At 59.9% G+C, this 14,948-nt stretch carries 17 protein-coding genes and 1 tRNA gene; 3 read left to right on the forward strand and 15 right to left on the reverse strand.

Translation table 11 applies throughout. The features are described from left to right. The first annotated feature begins 101 nt into the window (after positions 1-101). Positions 102-296 (forward strand): ferredoxin, encoded by a 195-nt coding sequence (locus ACFER_RS07175; protein WP_012938754.1) that lies wholly within the window; start codon positions 102-104, stop codon positions 294-296. A gap of 94 nt (positions 297-390) precedes the next feature. On the opposite strand, the gene ACFER_RS07180 is transcribed toward ACFER_RS07175, so the two are convergent. The 14 genes from ACFER_RS07180 to ACFER_RS07245 all read right to left on the reverse strand — a co-directional run bounded on the left by ACFER_RS07180 (position 391) and on the right by ACFER_RS07245 (position 9,732). After that, on the reverse strand, positions 391-1,824 hold the full coding sequence (locus tag ACFER_RS07180) for an amidohydrolase (RefSeq protein WP_012938755.1): 1,434 nt from the start codon (positions 1,822-1,824) through the stop codon (positions 391-393). Between the two features lie 99 nt (positions 1,825-1,923). Then, a complete protein-coding gene (locus tag ACFER_RS07185) occupies positions 1,924-2,484 on the reverse strand; it encodes a hemerythrin domain-containing protein (RefSeq protein WP_012938756.1) in 561 nt (186 codons plus the stop codon). Positions 2,485-2,496: 12 nt separating this feature from the next. Then, positions 2,497-3,105 carry a hypothetical protein gene (locus ACFER_RS07190; protein WP_012938757.1) on the reverse strand — a complete coding sequence of 203 codons (609 nt, stop codon included), beginning with the start codon at positions 3,103-3,105 and terminating at the stop codon, positions 2,497-2,499. A gap of 14 nt (positions 3,106-3,119) precedes the next feature. After that, positions 3,120-3,329, reverse strand: a complete 210-nt coding sequence (locus ACFER_RS07195; RefSeq protein WP_012938758.1) for a DUF1858 domain-containing protein — start codon at positions 3,327-3,329, stop codon at positions 3,120-3,122. A gap of 127 nt (positions 3,330-3,456) precedes the next feature. Beyond that, positions 3,457-4,557 carry a [FeFe] hydrogenase H-cluster radical SAM maturase HydE gene (gene hydE, locus ACFER_RS07200; RefSeq protein WP_012938759.1) on the reverse strand — a complete coding sequence of 367 codons (1,101 nt, stop codon included), beginning with the start codon at positions 4,555-4,557 and terminating at the stop codon, positions 3,457-3,459. 39 nt (positions 4,558-4,596) lie between these two features. Further along, positions 4,597-4,797: a hypothetical protein gene (locus ACFER_RS07205; RefSeq protein WP_012938760.1), complete on the reverse strand. Its 201-nt coding sequence runs from the start codon at positions 4,795-4,797 to the stop codon at positions 4,597-4,599. Between the two features lie 21 nt (positions 4,798-4,818). Beyond that, positions 4,819-4,907 (reverse strand) — tRNA-Ser (locus ACFER_RS07210). Positions 4,908-5,000: 93 nt separating this feature from the next. After that, complete coding sequence (locus ACFER_RS07215; protein ID WP_012938761.1) at positions 5,001-5,477, reverse strand: LURP-one-related/scramblase family protein; 477 nt, start codon at positions 5,475-5,477, stop codon at positions 5,001-5,003. Between the two features lie 317 nt (positions 5,478-5,794). Further along, complete coding sequence (coaBC, locus tag ACFER_RS07220; protein ID WP_012938762.1) at positions 5,795-7,000, reverse strand: bifunctional phosphopantothenoylcysteine decarboxylase/phosphopantothenate--cysteine ligase CoaBC; 1,206 nt, start codon at positions 6,998-7,000, stop codon at positions 5,795-5,797. 13 nt (positions 7,001-7,013) lie between these two features. Further along, a complete protein-coding gene (rpoZ, locus tag ACFER_RS07225) occupies positions 7,014-7,235 on the reverse strand; it encodes a DNA-directed RNA polymerase subunit omega (protein WP_012938763.1) in 222 nt (73 codons plus the stop codon). Between the two features lie 15 nt (positions 7,236-7,250). Further along, positions 7,251-7,895, reverse strand: coding sequence for a guanylate kinase (gmk, locus tag ACFER_RS07230; protein ID WP_012938764.1), 645 nt, complete (start codon positions 7,893-7,895; stop codon positions 7,251-7,253). Then, entirely contained in the window at positions 7,888-8,178 is a 291-nt protein-coding gene (remA, locus tag ACFER_RS07235; protein ID WP_012938765.1) for an extracellular matrix/biofilm regulator RemA, read from the reverse strand. Before remA ends, gmk begins: the two co-directional genes overlap by 8 nt. A gap of 20 nt (positions 8,179-8,198) precedes the next feature. Next, positions 8,199-9,095, reverse strand: coding sequence for a YicC/YloC family endoribonuclease (locus ACFER_RS07240; RefSeq protein WP_012938766.1), 897 nt, complete (start codon positions 9,093-9,095; stop codon positions 8,199-8,201). Positions 9,096-9,108: 13 nt separating this feature from the next. After that, a complete protein-coding gene (locus tag ACFER_RS07245) occupies positions 9,109-9,732 on the reverse strand; it encodes a hypothetical protein (protein WP_012938767.1) in 624 nt (207 codons plus the stop codon). Between the two features lie 103 nt (positions 9,733-9,835). Here ACFER_RS07245 and ACFER_RS07250 point away from each other — a divergent pair, with 103 nt between their 5' ends. Next, positions 9,836-11,575, forward strand: coding sequence for an Rqc2 family fibronectin-binding protein (locus ACFER_RS07250; RefSeq protein ID WP_012938768.1), 1,740 nt, complete (start codon positions 9,836-9,838; stop codon positions 11,573-11,575). Between the two features lie 93 nt (positions 11,576-11,668). Continuing rightward, entirely contained in the window at positions 11,669-13,336 is a 1,668-nt protein-coding gene (ilvD, locus tag ACFER_RS07255) for a dihydroxy-acid dehydratase (RefSeq protein ID WP_012938769.1), read from the forward strand. 60 nt (positions 13,337-13,396) lie between these two features. Here ilvD and ACFER_RS07260 read toward each other — a convergent pair whose 3' ends face one another. Then, the gene (locus ACFER_RS07260) at positions 13,397-14,755 is read right to left on the reverse strand and encodes an MATE family efflux transporter (protein WP_012938770.1); all 1,359 of its coding nucleotides are present in this window, start codon (positions 14,753-14,755) and stop codon (positions 13,397-13,399) included. Positions 14,756-14,948: the final 193 nt, after the last annotated feature.

Raw genomic sequence — 14,948 nt, forward strand, 5'->3', positions numbered from 1 at the left:
GTCCTGCCAACAGATTTTTTCTGTCCCTGGGGCTATACTGGAACCATCAAAGGGACCGGGGAACAATGAACCGGGACCCGGAAAAAGGGGAGTGTTCCATTATGAAATTCAAAGTCAATCAGGATACCTGTATCGGATGCGGGCTGTGCGAAGGCACCTGCCCGGCAGTATTCCACATGACGGATGCCGGGGTGGCGGAAGCCATTCCCGATGATGTTCCGGCTGGCGAAGAAGCCAACGCCCAGGCAGCCCTGGAAGGGTGCCCGGTGGGAGCCATTGAAAAGGTGGAAGGATAAAGAAAAAGACCGGCGGCCTGCCGGTCTTTTTTTGTCAGCTGTCAACGGTCAGCGGCCGTTGACAGGGCTGCTGCCCATGCAGCAGCCCCTTTTTTTACAACTTCGGCAGCTTTTCCACTCCCGCCACCGGGCAGTCGTACTGGCCATTGTTCTTGGCCTGGAACTCTTTTTGGGCGGCGGCCAGACGGTCCGGGTCTTCCAGGAGCTTCACCGCGGTCAGGGCGATCACCTTGCCGGCGGTGAGCATCCCCTTCTGGCCGATGGAGGAATTCACCTGGCCGGTTTTGTACCAGGAGTGGCCGGGGGTGCCCATGGCTTCGGTGGCCACGTTGAAATAATAGGTGGGCGCGATGAAGCCCACGTCCCCCACATCCGTGGAGCCGAAATCCAGTTCTTCCCGGTCCGGGTCGAAATCCTTGATATCCGTATCCAGGGGTTGGGCCAGCTTTTCTTCCAGCCGGTCCCGGCCGTACCGTTTCAGGATGGTCTGCTTTTCCTTCTCCTTCATGCTGTCGCTGAAGGAATCGGTAAAGGCTTTGGCCAGGGCAAAGTCCCGGTCATCCCATTTTGGCACCCCGATGGCGTGGAAGGCCTCGGTGGCCGCCTGGGCCAGCACCTGGTTGTTGATGTATTCGGAATAGCCGGATTCCCGTTCCACCGTGACCTGGGTGCCGCAGATAAGGGCTGCTCCCCGGGCCACATCGTCCAGCCGGGGAACGATCTCCTTCACCTGCCGGTAGTAGGGAGCCCGGACCACATAGCGCACCGCGGCATGGTCCTGGACCACGTTGGGTGCCCGGCCTCCCACATCCAGATAAGCGTAGTGGATCCGGGCTTCCATGATCACGTGCTCCCGGAGGTAGTTGGCCCCCACCCCCATGATCTCGCAGGAATCCAGGGCGCTGCGGCCCAGTTCCGGAGCGCCCCCGGCGTGGGAAGTGATGCCCTTGAATTTGTAGGTCCGGCACACGTTGGCGTTCAGATGGGGCGTGGCGGTACGGTTTTCCGGAGCGGGATGCCAGGTAAGGAAGAAGTCCACCCCGTCAAAGGCGCCGTCCCGGGCCATAAAGGCCTTGCCGCTGAGGTTTTCTTCCGCCGGGGTACCGAAATACACCACGGTGCCCGGCTGCCCCGTTGCTTCCAGATAATCCTTCAGGGCCAGGGCGCCGGCCAGGGCCCCGGTGCCCAGCAGGTTGTGGCCGCAGCCATGGCCGGCACATCCTTCATGTTCCGGTTTCTTCACCGGGCAGCCGGCTTCCTGGCTGAGGCCGGGCAGGGCGTCGTATTCTCCCAGGATCCCCACCACCGGTTTCCCCTGGCCCCAGACTCCCTTGAATGCCGTGGGGATGTTCACCAGATTCCGGGTGACGGTGAAGCCGTGGCGCTCCAGAGCCTGGCACAGGGTTTCTGCGGACTGTTTCTCCTCATAGCCCACTTCCGCCAGTTCCCAGATCTGCCGGCTCAGGTCCACCAGTTCGTCCCGGTACCGGCCGTCCACCGCCTGTTCAATGATTTTCTGTGCATCCATACCATGGTCACGCTCCCTTTGTTGCGAAGATGGTTTTATTATAGCACAAAAGAGGGTGCCGCACATTGTGTGCGGTACCCTCTCTGTCAGCAGCACCTTTTACAAATACTTCTTCTCCAGCCGTTCCAGCAGGTCCAGGTAATGGTCCTGGACGCCTTTGGCCTGTTCTTCTTCTTCGAACTTCCGGCTCCTGGCATCCACGTTGCCCAGGTCTTCCGGGCTCAGCTGCCGTTCCGCGAAGGTGTACACCACATTGTTTTCCTTTTCCACGTGGCGTTTCAGCAGCCGGGCATAGCCCATGGCTTCCGTCAGGATATCCAGTTTGTATTCGGTCTTGGGATTCTTTTCGTATTCCTCCAGGGCCGTGACCAGGCTCATCACATGGTCCCGTCCCAGATCGTGTTCCACCAGCATCCCGTGGGTCACCAGGTTGTCCGCCACCCGGCCCAGCTTCTGCACCATCACCGGGAACAGGAACTTCTCTTCCTTCCCGTGGTGGTGCTTATCCGCATAGTTCCGGATGAAATCCACCATCTCCCGGAAGTCGGCCAGGTCCACCGGCTTCCCTTCCAGGATACCGATGGAGGCATGGCGGATCACTTCCAGCATCCGGCTGATGTTGGCGTGTTCCCGGACCATCAGATCAATGGCATAGGTCATGGCACGCCTCCTTTACGCCGCTTTGGGGCGCAGCACATAATGGGTGTGGTCTTCCTGTTCCAGGGTGTAGCCGGTGTTTTCCAGCATCCCTGCCATCATGGCGTCCCGAAGAGCGTAATACACCGCCGGATTCACATCCGCTTCCTGCCAGTAGCCCCCGTGGAGGTCTTCCGTCTGGTCCCAGGTGAAGGCGTCCGGATTCTGGTCCGTCACATTGTTCACCCGGTCGCAGGGCATCCCGTTCAGGAAAGCGTCTTCAAAGGCCCGGTAGATGGCGGAAGCATCGGCATCCGCCCCCAGCGCCCGGTCCCGGCCCACTTCCCGGGCCAGGTCTTCCAGCCGGGGCAGCAGTCCTTCATTGTTGTGGAGCAGGGCGGAAACCAGCTGGGCATAGCGGCCTTCCGCATCGTGGATCCGGCCCTGGAGCCAGCCGTGGATGTTCATGGTATCGATCAGTTCGTCCAGAGGACGGGTTTCTTCTTTCACATAGTCCGCTGCCGGTTTGTCCCCGGTGCTCCAGCCCTGGACTTCCGCTTCTGCGGCGATCCGGGCGATGATGGCTTCCTGGAGCTGGATCTTGCCGTACAGCCAGTGATGGATGGGTCCCAGAAATGCACTCATGGTCTCCCCTCCCCTCAGTCTGCCAGGGCGGCGTTGACGGCAGCCACCACTTTTTCCGGATCCAGCCCATGGACGAAGGCCGCATCCTTCAGGGATTCCATCTGGGAAGAGGGGCATCCCAGGCAGTGCATCCCCACAGCCTGGAGAGCGGGAACCGCTTCCGGATGTTCTGCACAGATCTGTCCAACCAGCATATCGCCCGTGATTTTCTTGGTATTTTCCATTTTCGTTTCCTCCATTGTATGATGATTTTATTCTTTCCAATTTTGTTTGTTGTTTCCTTACAGTTGTTAGTATACTGGAGGAACGAAAAAAGATATGTTGTTAAAACAACATATCTTGATTTTTTTCTTATTCAGTTCCGGGAGTTTCCCCCTCTTCCGGTTTGGGCTCTTCCAGGGCTGCCGGCTGGGGATCCTCCACCCGGTGGGGATACAGCAGGGAATCCCCCCGGCCCGGGATCAAAGCATAGCCGCAGTTCTTCAGGTACCGGTACATGACTTCCACCGTATGGAGCATTTTTTTCCGGGCGTCCTGGTTCAGGTCTTCAGGCCCGGCCGGAGGCGCCATGGGCATCCGCAACACATTGGCCCCGCTCTGGACGCTGAGGATCTGGCCGTGGGCATGGATCCGCCGGATGGACCAGGGAGCCACGATGTTGGCCCGGGGAAACAGGATCCGCAGCACCGCCGTCAGCCGCAGGTATTCTTCCAGGGCCATCCGGTCCTGCTGGTAAAAAGGCGTCCCCTCTTCCGGAAGGAACGGGATCAGGGTGATGGAATGGGGAGCCAGTTCCTGGAGCAGGGTCAGATCCCGGACCAGGTATTCCACCTGTTCGTAGGGCGCCCCCACCAGGAACCCGGTATCCGTTTCATATCCCAGGTCCTTCAGGTCGTTGAAACAGGCGATTTTGGTGGACAGGGCATGGGTGGGCGGATGGAGCCGGGAAAAATGCAGGGGATCCGCGGTCTGGAAGCTGAGGAAGTACCTCTGGGCCCCGGCCTGGTGGAGCCGGTGGTAGGACTGGCGGCTCCGTTCCCCGATGGACAGGCCCAGAGCACAGTCCGGGAACTGCTGCTGCAGGTTCCGGAGCAGGTTGCACATGATCATGTCCGTATAGTAATGGTCTTCCCCGCCCTGGAGCAGGAAGGAACGGATGCCCATCCGGTAGCCCAGTTCGCAGGCCCCCCGGATCTGCTCCCAGTTGAGCCGGAACCGGGGCAGATCGTTGTTTTCCTCCCGGCGACGGCAGAACAGGCAGTTCCGGGGACAGTGGTTGGTGAATTCCAGGACCCCCTGGAAATGGACCTTCCGGTGAAACACGAAGTTCATGGCCTCCTGGGCCCCCCGGAACAGCTTGGCCCGGAGCAGAGGGTCTTCCGTCAGCAGGAGCTCTTTATATTCCTCATCCGTGAGCACGGAATATTCCTTCAGCTTATCCACCAGGTCCACAATGTCCACCCGCCCTTTCGTTTTTTCACAGTACTTCTATTATAAAGCCTGGAGGGGGCTCTTGTCCACCAGGGGCAGGGAGACGGCATGGACCGGAGAGCCCCGGTCCCGGAAGAATTCCACCTGGTGCCGTTCATCGATGAGCAGCCTGAAGGGGGCACGGAACCGGGGTGAGCCGGAAATTGCAGGCCCGGCCGCTGACGGCTGACAAAAGGGGGCCGTGAAAAAATGATTTCTCATCTTTTCACGGCCCCTCATATATGGCGGAAGGGGTGGGATTCGAACCCACGGTCCCTTGCAGGATCGCCAGTTTTCAAGACTGGTGCCTTAAACCGCTCGGCCACCCTTCCATGTACAGAACAGATTAAGTATAGCGTAGAAAAGGAAGGGTTGTCAAGGGCGGGGCGGGGTTCTCTTCTGGCGGGCCGCCCGGCGTGCGGCCCCTACTTCTCCTCCCGGCTGCATTTTTCCGCATCCATGGCCAAGGCGAACATGAGCACGTGGAGGGCGTCGCTGGGGTCCCGGATCTCCATCACATAGGTATCGGAGAGGTGGAACAGTTCCTTGCCGATGGTGGCCACCCAGTTTCCCCGGGCGTCCCGGATGGTGTAGTCCCATTCCAGGAAGTTTCCCTCCACCTGCCAGCCGTTGAAGTCGATGGAAAATTTCGGGGAGAACAGGCTCAGTTTCTTGCTGATCCGGCCGATATGCCGGCCTCCTTCATACAGTTCGAACTTGGGCAGAAAGGTGATGACTTTTTCTTTCACCAGGCCCAGTTCATGGCCCTGGGGATCGCAGATCTTCAAACAGTGGCCCCAGGCCAGCTGGCCTTTCACCACAAAGACGGTATTGCCGTTTTCGTCATAGATGTCATAGCTGTCGAACCAGGAAAAGATTCGTTGGCGGAACAAAAGTTTCATGGCCGCACCTCCTTCTGGGTATTATGGTACCATAAAAAAGAAGGCGCTGTGAAAAAATCATTCACAGCGCCTTAAATTTGCCAGCGTAAGCTGGCTTCCATCGGCTAGAGACTAGTGACTAGAGACTAGTGACTAGAGACTAGTGACTAGAGACTAGTGACTAGAGACTAGTGACTAGAGACTAGTGACTAGAGACTAGTGACTAGAGACTAGTGACTAGAGACTAGTGACGGGGATGTGAAAATCATTTTTTCACATCCCCGTCTTTTTTGTCAGCTGTCAACGGTCAACGGTCAGCTGACCGTTGACAGCCTTTTTTATACTTTCCTTTTCACCGCATCCCTCACGATATCCAGGATGTGGTTCCCTACGGCCTCTTTGCTCATGAGCTCCAGGCTGCGGATTTCACCGCTGGGGAACAGCAGCTTCACCACATTGGTATCGGTGCTGAAACCGGCGCCTTTCATGGTCACGTCGTTGGCCACGATCATGTCCAGGTTCTTTTTCTTCACCTTGGCGGCGGCGTTTTCCAGCAGGTGCTGGGTTTCAGCGGCAAAGCCCACCAGGAACTGGTGCTCTTTCTGCTGCCCCAGCTGCTTCAGGATATCCGGATTCTTGTCCAGGGACAGGGTCAGGGTATCGTCGTTCTTTTTGATCTTCTGTTCTTCCGCATGGTGGGGCCGGTAATCAGCCACGGCAGCGGCCATGATCACCACATCCACCTTCGGATAGGCGGCCAGCACCGCATCCATCATCTCCCGGGTGGTCTCCACGCTCTGGAACTTCACGTTCCGGGGCGCGGGCAGGGCCGTGGGCCCGGATACCAGCAGCACTTCCGCACCCCGGCGGGCGGCGTCCCGGGCAATGGCATAGCCCATTTTTCCGCTGGACCGGTTGCCGATGAACCGGACCGGGTCGATGGCTTCCCGGGTGCCTCCGGCAGTGACCAGCACCCGCAGGCCCCGCAGGTCCCCTTCCCGGCTGGCCAGGAAACCGTCGATGAAGGCTTTGATGTCTTCCGGTTCCGGAAGCCGTCCGGATCCGTTGATCCCGCAGGCCAGGTGGCCGGCGGCGCTGGGCATGATGGTGATCCCATCCTGGCGCAGGGTGGCCAGGTTCCGGACCACTGCCGGATTTTCCAGCATGTTGGTGTTCATGGCCGGACACACGATCTTGGGCCGGTCACAGGCCATCAGGGTGGTGGACAGCAGGTCGTCGGCAATGCCGTTGGCCATTTTTCCGATCATGTCGGCGGTGGCCGGAGCCACCACCATCACATCGCACCAGCGGCCGATGGCCACATGCTCCACGTTGAATTCCGCGTTCCCGGCCCACAGGTCCGTGGCCACCGGGTTGCCGCTGATTTCCTTGAACAGCAGGGGAGAAACCAGGTGGGTGGCCGCGTCGGTCATGATCACCCGCACCTGGGCCCCGGCCTGGACCAGCCGGCTCACCAGGGTCACAGCCTTGTAGGCCGCAATGCCCCCGGTGACTCCCAATGCAATCTTTTTGCCTTCCAGCACTGGTTTTCTCCTTTTATTTCTTCATTTCCTTCAGGTCTTCTTTGGTGGCAATGGTCACCAGGCCTTCGCCGATTTCGTGCAGGGCGATGGATACCGGTTTGTTGGAATCGCATTTCACCAGGGCCGGTGCATGGTCCACCAGCTGCCGGGCCCGTTTGGAAGCCATAATCACCAGAGCGTATTTGCTCCCTACTTTGTCAGCCAGAACATCAATGGAAGGATCAATCATGGTCATAATGCATACTCTCCTTTACTTCTTCTGCGGTTCGCCGCAGTCACAGGTGCCGTTGTGGCAGATTTCATCAACAATATAGTAGGTGCGACCCACCCGCAGGTGTTCCACATCGATGATCTTGCTTACCTTGTCGGTAGCTTTTTCCACTTCGTCGTTGACCACGATGTAGTCATACTTGGACGCATAGGCCAGTTCGCTGGTGGCAGCGCTGAGCCGGCGTTTGATCACGTCCACCGCGTCGGTGCCCCGTTTGTAGATTCGTTTGGACAGTTCATCCAGGGAAGGAGGCACGATAAACACGAACACCCCGTCGGGATAGCTTTTCTTCACCTGGAGGGCCCCCTGGGGGTCGATTTCCAGGATCACGTCCAGCCCTTCCGCCAGTTTGTCCAGCACATACTGCCGGGGGGTGCCGTAATAGTTCCCGTATACGGAAGCGTGTTCCAGCAGGCCTCCGTTTTTGATCATTTCTTCGAACTCATCCCGGGTCTTGAAGAAATAGTTCACCCCGTCCACTTCCCCGTTCCGGGGCTGGCGGGTGGTGCAGGACACCGAGTAGGCCATGTGGTCCCGTTTTTCCCGGAGCCGGGCGCAGATGGTGCCTTTGCCGGCACCGCTGGGGCCGCTGAGCACCAGCAAGATTCCCTGAGGTTTATTCATTGGGTTCCTCCTTTTCTTCTGCAGCCGTATCCTCATCGTCTTCCGGAGTGGCAAACCGGTTGGCGATGGTTTCCGGCTGGAGGGCGGACAGGACGATATGGCCGCTGTCCATAATCAATACGGCTCTGGTCCGCCGTCCGTAGGTGGCGTCGATGACCACGCCCTTGTCACGGCCGTCCTGGACGATCCGCTTGATGGGGGCGCTGTCCGGTCCGATGATGGTGATGACACGCTGACCGGAGACCATGTTGCCAAAGCCGATGTTGATCATTTTGATGTCCATAGATGATTTCTCTCCTACTCTTATTGTATATTCTGGATCTGTTCTCTTACCTTCTCGATTTCACTTTTCATATCCACAATGGTCTGGATGATCCGGGCATCCCCGGCCTTGGAGGCAATGGTATTGGCTTCCCGGTTCATCTCCTGGACCAGGAAATCCATCCGCCGTCCCACAGGTTTCTCTTCCCGGAGCAGCTGCCGGAACTGGGCTAGATGGCTGTGGAGCCGGACGGTTTCTTCCGTCACGTTCACCCGGTCCGCATAAAGGGCCGCTTCCTGGATCACCCGGCCCTCGTCCAGGGGCCCGGCCCCCGCTTCCTGGAGCAGGTCCCGGAGCTGGGATGTAATCCGTTCCCGGTACTCCTTCACCGTTTCCGGAGCCCGGGCTTCGATGATGCCCAGCTGCCCTTCAATGGTGCCGATCCGCCGTTCCAGATCCGCCTCCAGCTGGGCCCCTTCCGTCTGGCGCATGGCCAGGAGATGGTCCAGGGCCGTATCCACAGCCTGTTCCATGGCCGGCCAGAACCGGTCCAGATCAAGGGCGGCATCTTCCGGCACCAGGACCCCTTCACAGCCGGCAATGAAAAACAGGTCCTGCCGGGCCCCCTCTTCCGAAGGTCCCAGCAGGCAGGCAAGTTCTTTCAAACTATCATGATAAGCTTTTGCCAGACCTTTGTCAACTTTTACCTGACGGCCTTCCGTCCCGGTATATTCCGCCGTAATGAACACATCGGCGTGGCCCCGGCTGATCCGGTCCAGGATTTGCTTCCGGATGCGGTTTTCCACCGGGTTCAGGAACCGGGGCAGCCGCAGGGCCAGCTCCGCATACCGGTGGTTCACGGTCTTGATCTCGATCTGGAAGGAAAAATCTTCCAGATCACAGGTGCCCCGGCCGTAGCCGGTCATGCTCTGGATCATGGCTCCTCCCTCCTCAGTTCATGGCCGGCAGCTTCAGGACGAATTCCCGGGTGCCCGCGTATTCATCGGTGGCCGCCAGCACCATGGTCCGCTGGGGATCCAGTTTGGACAGGTCGAAATAGACGAAGTACTGGAGATCCCACACATTGTTGTCCTCCAGCTCCCCGCTGTTCTTGTTGAGGATCTGCATATCCCGCTGGGAAGCGCTGTTCAGGTTGCAGGCATAGGGTTCCAGCACGTTCCGGCCCTGGTACATCCGCAGCTTCAGGTTCCGGGGCTCCAGCTTCACACTGGTGCTCAGGTTCAGGCCCAGGGCCAGCACCCCGTCGTACTGTTTGGCCACCTTCATTCCCTGGGGCACGCTGGGGGTGCCTCCGTCGGCGGCGGTCTGCCGGGCGTCCACGGCGGCGGTCAGGAAGGGGGTATAGACCACCGCCCGTTCCCGGAGCCCGTAAGGGTTCCGCTGCTTCCGGTCGTAGACGGTCCAGGGTGCCAGCAGTTCGCCCAGGGAGGCCCCTTTCCGTTCCGTCCCGTAGACCTGGGCCGCCTGGATGGTGGCGGGGGTCAGGGGCAGCATGGCGAAGGCGGGCTGGGCAAACAGCAACAGGGCTGCCGTAAGGTAACCGGTTTTTTTCATGGTATCCTCTCCTCTATGGTTTGACCGAAAAGTCCTGTACGGTTTATACTAATCAATATATTATAACGAATTTAACGAAACCGTGCAAATTTTGGAGGAAACCATGAATCTGGAAGGCATTACCCTGCAGCTCCTGACCCGGGAACTGACCGCTGCCTTAAGCGGCGGCAAAATATACAAGATCTTCATGCCCAGCCGTTCTTCCCTGCTGCTGCAGGTGAACCGGCAGAGCCGTACCGTGAATCTTTTCATCGACATGAACGGGGCCTCCCCCCTGATCACCCTGCCGGAGACCCTGCCGGAGCGGCCGGACCTGCCCCCCAGCTTCTGCATGCTGCTGCGGAAGCACCTGGAGGAAGGCCGGATTGCCAAGGTGACCCAGGCCGGCCTGGACCGGGTGCTGACCCTGGATGTGGATCTCATCGGGGCGGAGCGGAAGATCATCACCAAAAAGCTGATCCTGGAGCTTACCGGGAAAAACAGCAACATCATCTTCACCGACGAAAAGGGCATCATCCTGGATGCCCTCCGACACATCGGCAAGGCCCAGAGCCGGGTCCGGCAGATCCTGCCCAACCTGCCCTACCAGCTGCCCCCCGCCCAGGAAGGGCTGGATTTCCTCACCGCCGACCCCCACGCCATCCGGAAAGCCGCCCTGGCCCAGGGGGATGTGTCCCTGGTCCAGGGGCTGATCGCCGCTACCCAGGGCATCGGCAAATACACCGCCCAGGAAGTGGAGCTGCGCAGCGGCTTTACGGGTCGGATGAACCTGATGGACCTGACCGCCGCCCGGAAGGTGGAAGAAGCCATCGGGGGCATCCAGCAGGAGATCCGCCAGCGGCTGGAAGGCATGGACCCCACGGTGACGGCCCAGATCGACAGCCGGAACCGGATGAAGAACCTGGTGCCCTACGCCCCCCTGGCCCATCCGGAATGGACCCGGAAGGTGTTCCCCTCCCTTTTGGCGGCCCAGGCCTACAGTGCGTCCCTGATCCCGGTCCAGATCCCGGAAAAGGACCTGCTCACCAAAGTGGTGGCCAGCCAGGAAGCCAAAACGGAAAAGAAGCTGAAATACCTGGCCCAGGACCTGGCCAAAGCGGAGAATGCCGAGGGCCAGAAGATCATGGCGGACACCCTGATGGCCTACGGATGGTCCCTGAAAAAGGGTCTCACTTCCTGCGAACTGGACAGCCTGTACGACGGGAAAAAACTGAAGATTGCCCTGGCCCCGGAACTGACCCCCATGGAAAATGCCCAGGCCTACTACAAACGGTACAACAAGTACAAACGGGCGGTGGGCGAGATCCGGCAGCAGCAGCAGGAAGCCCGGGACCTCCTGGACTATCTCCAGAGCCTGGAGGTATCCCTGGAGACCGCCTCCACCAAGGGGGAAATCGCCGAAATCAAGCAGGAGATCATCTCCCTTGGTCTCCTGCCCCAGCCCCGGAAGAAACAGCCTTCCCAAAATCGTTCCACCCCTCTCAGGGTCCAGCTCACCCCGGACACCTTCCTTTATATTGGAAAGAACAACCGGCAGAACGATTACGTGACCTTCAAGCTGGGACGGGGCAGTGACCTGTGGTTCCACGCCAGGAACATCCCCGGTTCCCATGTGATCCTGAAGACCACCCTGCCCCAGCCCCGGGAAGATGACATCCTGTCCGCCGCCCGGCTGGCCGCCGGATACAGCAAGGGCCGGAACGCCGACCGGGTGCCGGTGGATTATGTGGAGAAACGGATGGTGAAAAAGCCTTCCGGAGCCAAGCCCGGGTTCGTGATCTACACCGGCCAGACCACCCTTTTTGTTAAACCCTGTACAACTGTCCACGTTGGAAACGACTGATTTCCGTTTTTGTTGACACTCCCCTGCTCCCGTGTTACAGTATTGGTTATATTACGGCGACAATGCCAGTATATGAGGGAAAAGAGGAATACTATGAAAAGCACAACTGTGAAAAAAGGTTCCACCAGGGCAGCCCACCGCTCCCTGTTCTATGCCATGGGTTATACGGAAGAGGAGCTGAAGAAGCCCCTGATCGGCATCTGCAATGCCCAGAATGAAATCATTCCCGGCCATATGGATCTGGACCGGATCGCCAAGGCCGTGAAATACGGCGTGCTGGAAAACGGCGGCACCCCCATTGAATTCCCGGCCATCGGCATCTGCGACGGCATCGCCATGGGCCATGACGGGATGAAATATCCTCTGGCCAGCCGGGAACTGGTGGCGGACAGCATCGAAGCGGTGGCCAACGGCCATGCCTTTGACGCCCTGGTGCTGATCCCCAACTGCGACAAGATCGTCCCCGGGATGCTCATGGCGGCAGCTCGTCTGAACATCCCCACCGTGGTGGTCAGCGGCGGCCCCATGCTGCCAGGCCGGTACCAGGGCCGGGACATCAGTGTCAGCACCGTGTTCGAAGCCGCCGGCCGTTTTGAAGCCGGGGCCATCAGCAAGCAGGAACTGTCCGCCATCGAACACTGTGCCTGCCCGGGCTGCGGCTCCTGCGCCGGCCTCTTCACCGCCAACACCATGAACTCCCTGACGGAAGTGCTGGGCATGGGCCTGCCGGGCAACGGCACCATCCCCGCCGCCTACCAGGGGGCCCGGATTGCCCTGGCCAAACAGGCCGGGAAACAGGTGATGGAAATGCTGGAAAAGAACATCCGGCCCCGGGACATCATGACCGCCAAAGCCTTCAAGAACGCCATCACCGTGGATATGGCCATGGGCGGTTCCACCAACACCTGCCTCCATCTGCCGGCCATCGCCCATGAAGCGGGAGTGGACCTGACCCTGGAAGAATTCGATGAAATCAGCAAGAAGACCCCCTACCTGACCAAGCTGAGCCCCGGGGGCACCTTCCACATGGTGGATGTGGAGGAAGCCGGCGGCATCCGCGCGGTGATGAACGAACTGGCCAAGCACGGACTCATTGAAAAGGACTGCCTCACCGTCACCGGCAAGACCGTGGGCCAGAACATCAAGGGAGCCAAGATTCTCCGTCCGAAAGTGATCCACACGGTGAAGGACCCCATCCGGAAAACCGGGGGCATCGCCGTGCTGAAAGGCAACCTGGCCCAGGACTGCTCCGTGGTGAAGGAAAGCGCCGTGGCTCCGGAAATGCTGAAACATTCCGGTCCGGCCCGGGTGTTCAACTCCGAAGACGAAGCCATCGAAGCCATCGTGGGCAAGAAGATCAACCCGGGTGACGTGGTGGTAATCCGCTACGAAGGGCCCAAGGGCGGCCCGGGTATGCGGGAAATGCTGAACCCCACCGCCGTGATCACCGGCATGGGCCTGGGCAAATCCGTGGCCCTGCTCACCGACGGCCGGTTCTCCGGAGCCACCCAGGGGGCCTGCATCGGCCACATCTCCCCGGAAGCCCGGGAAGGGGGCAACATCGCCCTGGTGGAAGAAGGGGACATCATCGATATCGATATCCCCAACCGGACCCTGAACGTCCGGGTCAGCGACGAAGAGCTGGCCAAACGGAAGGAAAACTGGGTCTGCCCGCCCCCCAAGGTGAAGAAGGGCTACCTGGCCCGGTACGCTTCCCTGGTGTCCTCCGCGGCACAGGGTGCGGTGCTGAAGTACAATTGATAAAAAAAAGACTGGCGCCTGGGCGCCAGTCTTTTTTTGTCAGTGGTCAGCGGCTGCAGCCTATGCTGCAGCCCCTTTCTTCGCTCTCCTTTCCAGATCTCGCATCACCCACTGCCAGGCGCACCAGCCGAAGATGCCGGCGGCCAGCCAGGCCATGGGGTCGCAGGCGGCGGAGATGGCGTAGCTGTGGGTCTTCATGCCCACCAGGGCGGTGAGGCCCCGGGCGGCCAGTTCGATCACCCCGCACAGGGTGGGCGCCAGGGCGTACCCCACCCCCTGCATGGCGTTCCGGTAGATGAAGATCATGCTGAGGGGCAGGTAGAACCACATGGCAATGTCCCCGTAGGTCCGGGCCCAAGGCAGCAGGGCCGCGGCATCCACGTCCCCGGAGAAGAAGAAGCCGGTCAGGAAGGGCAGCAGGTAGTGGAGCACCACCGCCGCCAGCAGGGAATACAGGGCCATCATCCGGAGGCCCTTTTTCACTCCTTCCCGGATCCGCCCCAGGTCCCCTTTCCCGAAGTTCTGGCCCGCATAGGTGGCCATGGTCTGGCCCATGGACAGGCACCCCTGGGTCAGCAGCATGGACACCTTGGAGGCCGCCGTATAGGCCGCTGCCGCCGTGGAACCGAACAGGTTGATGGCCGCCTGGGCGATCATGATCCCGGAGGCGGTGATGGAAAACTGGAGGGCCATGGGCACCCCCATCCGCAGCTGTTCCCGGGTCTCATGGGCGTAGAGCTTCCAGTCTTCCCGCCAGGGCACCAGCACCGGCACCTTCTGCACAATGTAGAGAATGCACAGGAGCACGGAGATTCCCTGGCTCACCACCGTGGCCAGGGCCGCCCCGGCCACCCCCATGTGAAACTGGATGATGCAGAGAAGATCCAGCCCCACATTGAGGCAGGCGGAGAACACCAGGAAAAACAGCGGTGCCTTGCTGTTCCCCACGGACCGGAGGAACACGGAGGCCATGTTGTAGAACACATTGGTGAACAGCCCCTGGAAGATGATGGTGATGTAGGCCCGGGCGTCCTCCATGATATCCGCCGGGGTGTTCAGGAGATCCAGGAGCCAGGGCACGGCGGCGGTGCTCAAAAGTGTCATGGCAGCAGAGAGCAGCAGGGCCAGCAGGGTGCCGTTGGCCACGCTCCGCCTGACCCCCGCTTCGTCTTTGGCCCCGAACCGCTGGGAGGTCAGGATGCCGAAGCCGGCGGTGATCCCCAGGGCAAAGCCCAGCACCAGGAACATCAGGGTGCCGGTGGAACCCACCGCCGCCAGGGCCCCGGCCCCCACATACCGGCCCACGATGATCATGTCCGCCATGTTGTACAGCTGCTGGAACACATTGCCCACGAACATGGGGAACAAAAAATGGAGGATGATGGGGACGATGGGTCCCCGGGTCATGTCTTTTTGCATAATGATTCAGTACCTCTGTCAATGGCCGAAGGAAAGGACCCGTCTTTATGAGAGACGGGTCCTTAGTGATTGATGGGATGGCAGAACCGTAGGGGCCGCAGGCCCGGCGGCCCGTTATGCACAACAGCCGGCCGTTGGGCGGGCTGCCCGGCGTGCAGCCCCTACGGTGCCGATTTCCCATGCAAAAAATTTG

The organism is Acidaminococcus fermentans DSM 20731 (assembly GCF_000025305.1).
Classification (GTDB): Bacteria; Bacillota; Negativicutes; order Acidaminococcales; family Acidaminococcaceae; genus Acidaminococcus; species Acidaminococcus fermentans.

Excerpts from the sequence above, each read along its gene's own strand:
- ACFER_RS07175 (WP_012938754.1), top strand. The coding sequence starts at position 102 with ATGAAATTCAAAGTCAATCAGGATACCTGTATCGGATGCGGGCTGTGC.
- ACFER_RS07180 (WP_012938755.1), bottom strand. The coding sequence starts at position 1,824 with ATGGATGCACAGAAAATCATTGAACAGGCGGTGGACGGCCGGTACCGG.
- ACFER_RS07185 (WP_012938756.1), bottom strand. The coding sequence starts at position 2,484 with ATGACCTATGCCATTGATCTGATGGTCCGGGAACACGCCAACATCAGC.
- ACFER_RS07190 (WP_012938757.1), bottom strand. The coding sequence starts at position 3,105 with ATGAGTGCATTTCTGGGACCCATCCATCACTGGCTGTACGGCAAGATC.
- ACFER_RS07195 (WP_012938758.1), bottom strand. The coding sequence starts at position 3,329 with ATGGAAAATACCAAGAAAATCACGGGCGATATGCTGGTTGGACAGATC.
- ACFER_RS07205 (WP_012938760.1), bottom strand. The coding sequence starts at position 4,797 with ATGAGAAATCATTTTTTCACGGCCCCCTTTTGTCAGCCGTCAGCGGCC.
- ACFER_RS07215 (WP_012938761.1), bottom strand. The coding sequence starts at position 5,477 with ATGAAACTTTTGTTCCGCCAACGAATCTTTTCCTGGTTCGACAGCTAT.
- rpoZ (WP_012938763.1), bottom strand. The coding sequence starts at position 7,235 with ATGACCATGATTGATCCTTCCATTGATGTTCTGGCTGACAAAGTAGGG.
- gmk (WP_012938764.1), bottom strand. The coding sequence starts at position 7,895 with ATGAATAAACCTCAGGGAATCTTGCTGGTGCTCAGCGGCCCCAGCGGT.
- remA (WP_012938765.1), bottom strand. The coding sequence starts at position 8,178 with ATGGACATCAAAATGATCAACATCGGCTTTGGCAACATGGTCTCCGGT.
- ACFER_RS07240 (WP_012938766.1), bottom strand. The coding sequence starts at position 9,095 with ATGATCCAGAGCATGACCGGCTACGGCCGGGGCACCTGTGATCTGGAA.
- ACFER_RS07245 (WP_012938767.1), bottom strand. The coding sequence starts at position 9,732 with ATGAAAAAAACCGGTTACCTTACGGCAGCCCTGTTGCTGTTTGCCCAG.
- ACFER_RS07250 (WP_012938768.1), top strand. The coding sequence starts at position 9,836 with ATGAATCTGGAAGGCATTACCCTGCAGCTCCTGACCCGGGAACTGACC.
- ilvD (WP_012938769.1), top strand. The coding sequence starts at position 11,669 with ATGAAAAGCACAACTGTGAAAAAAGGTTCCACCAGGGCAGCCCACCGC.
- ACFER_RS07260 (WP_012938770.1), bottom strand. The coding sequence starts at position 14,755 with ATGCAAAAAGACATGACCCGGGGACCCATCGTCCCCATCATCCTCCAT.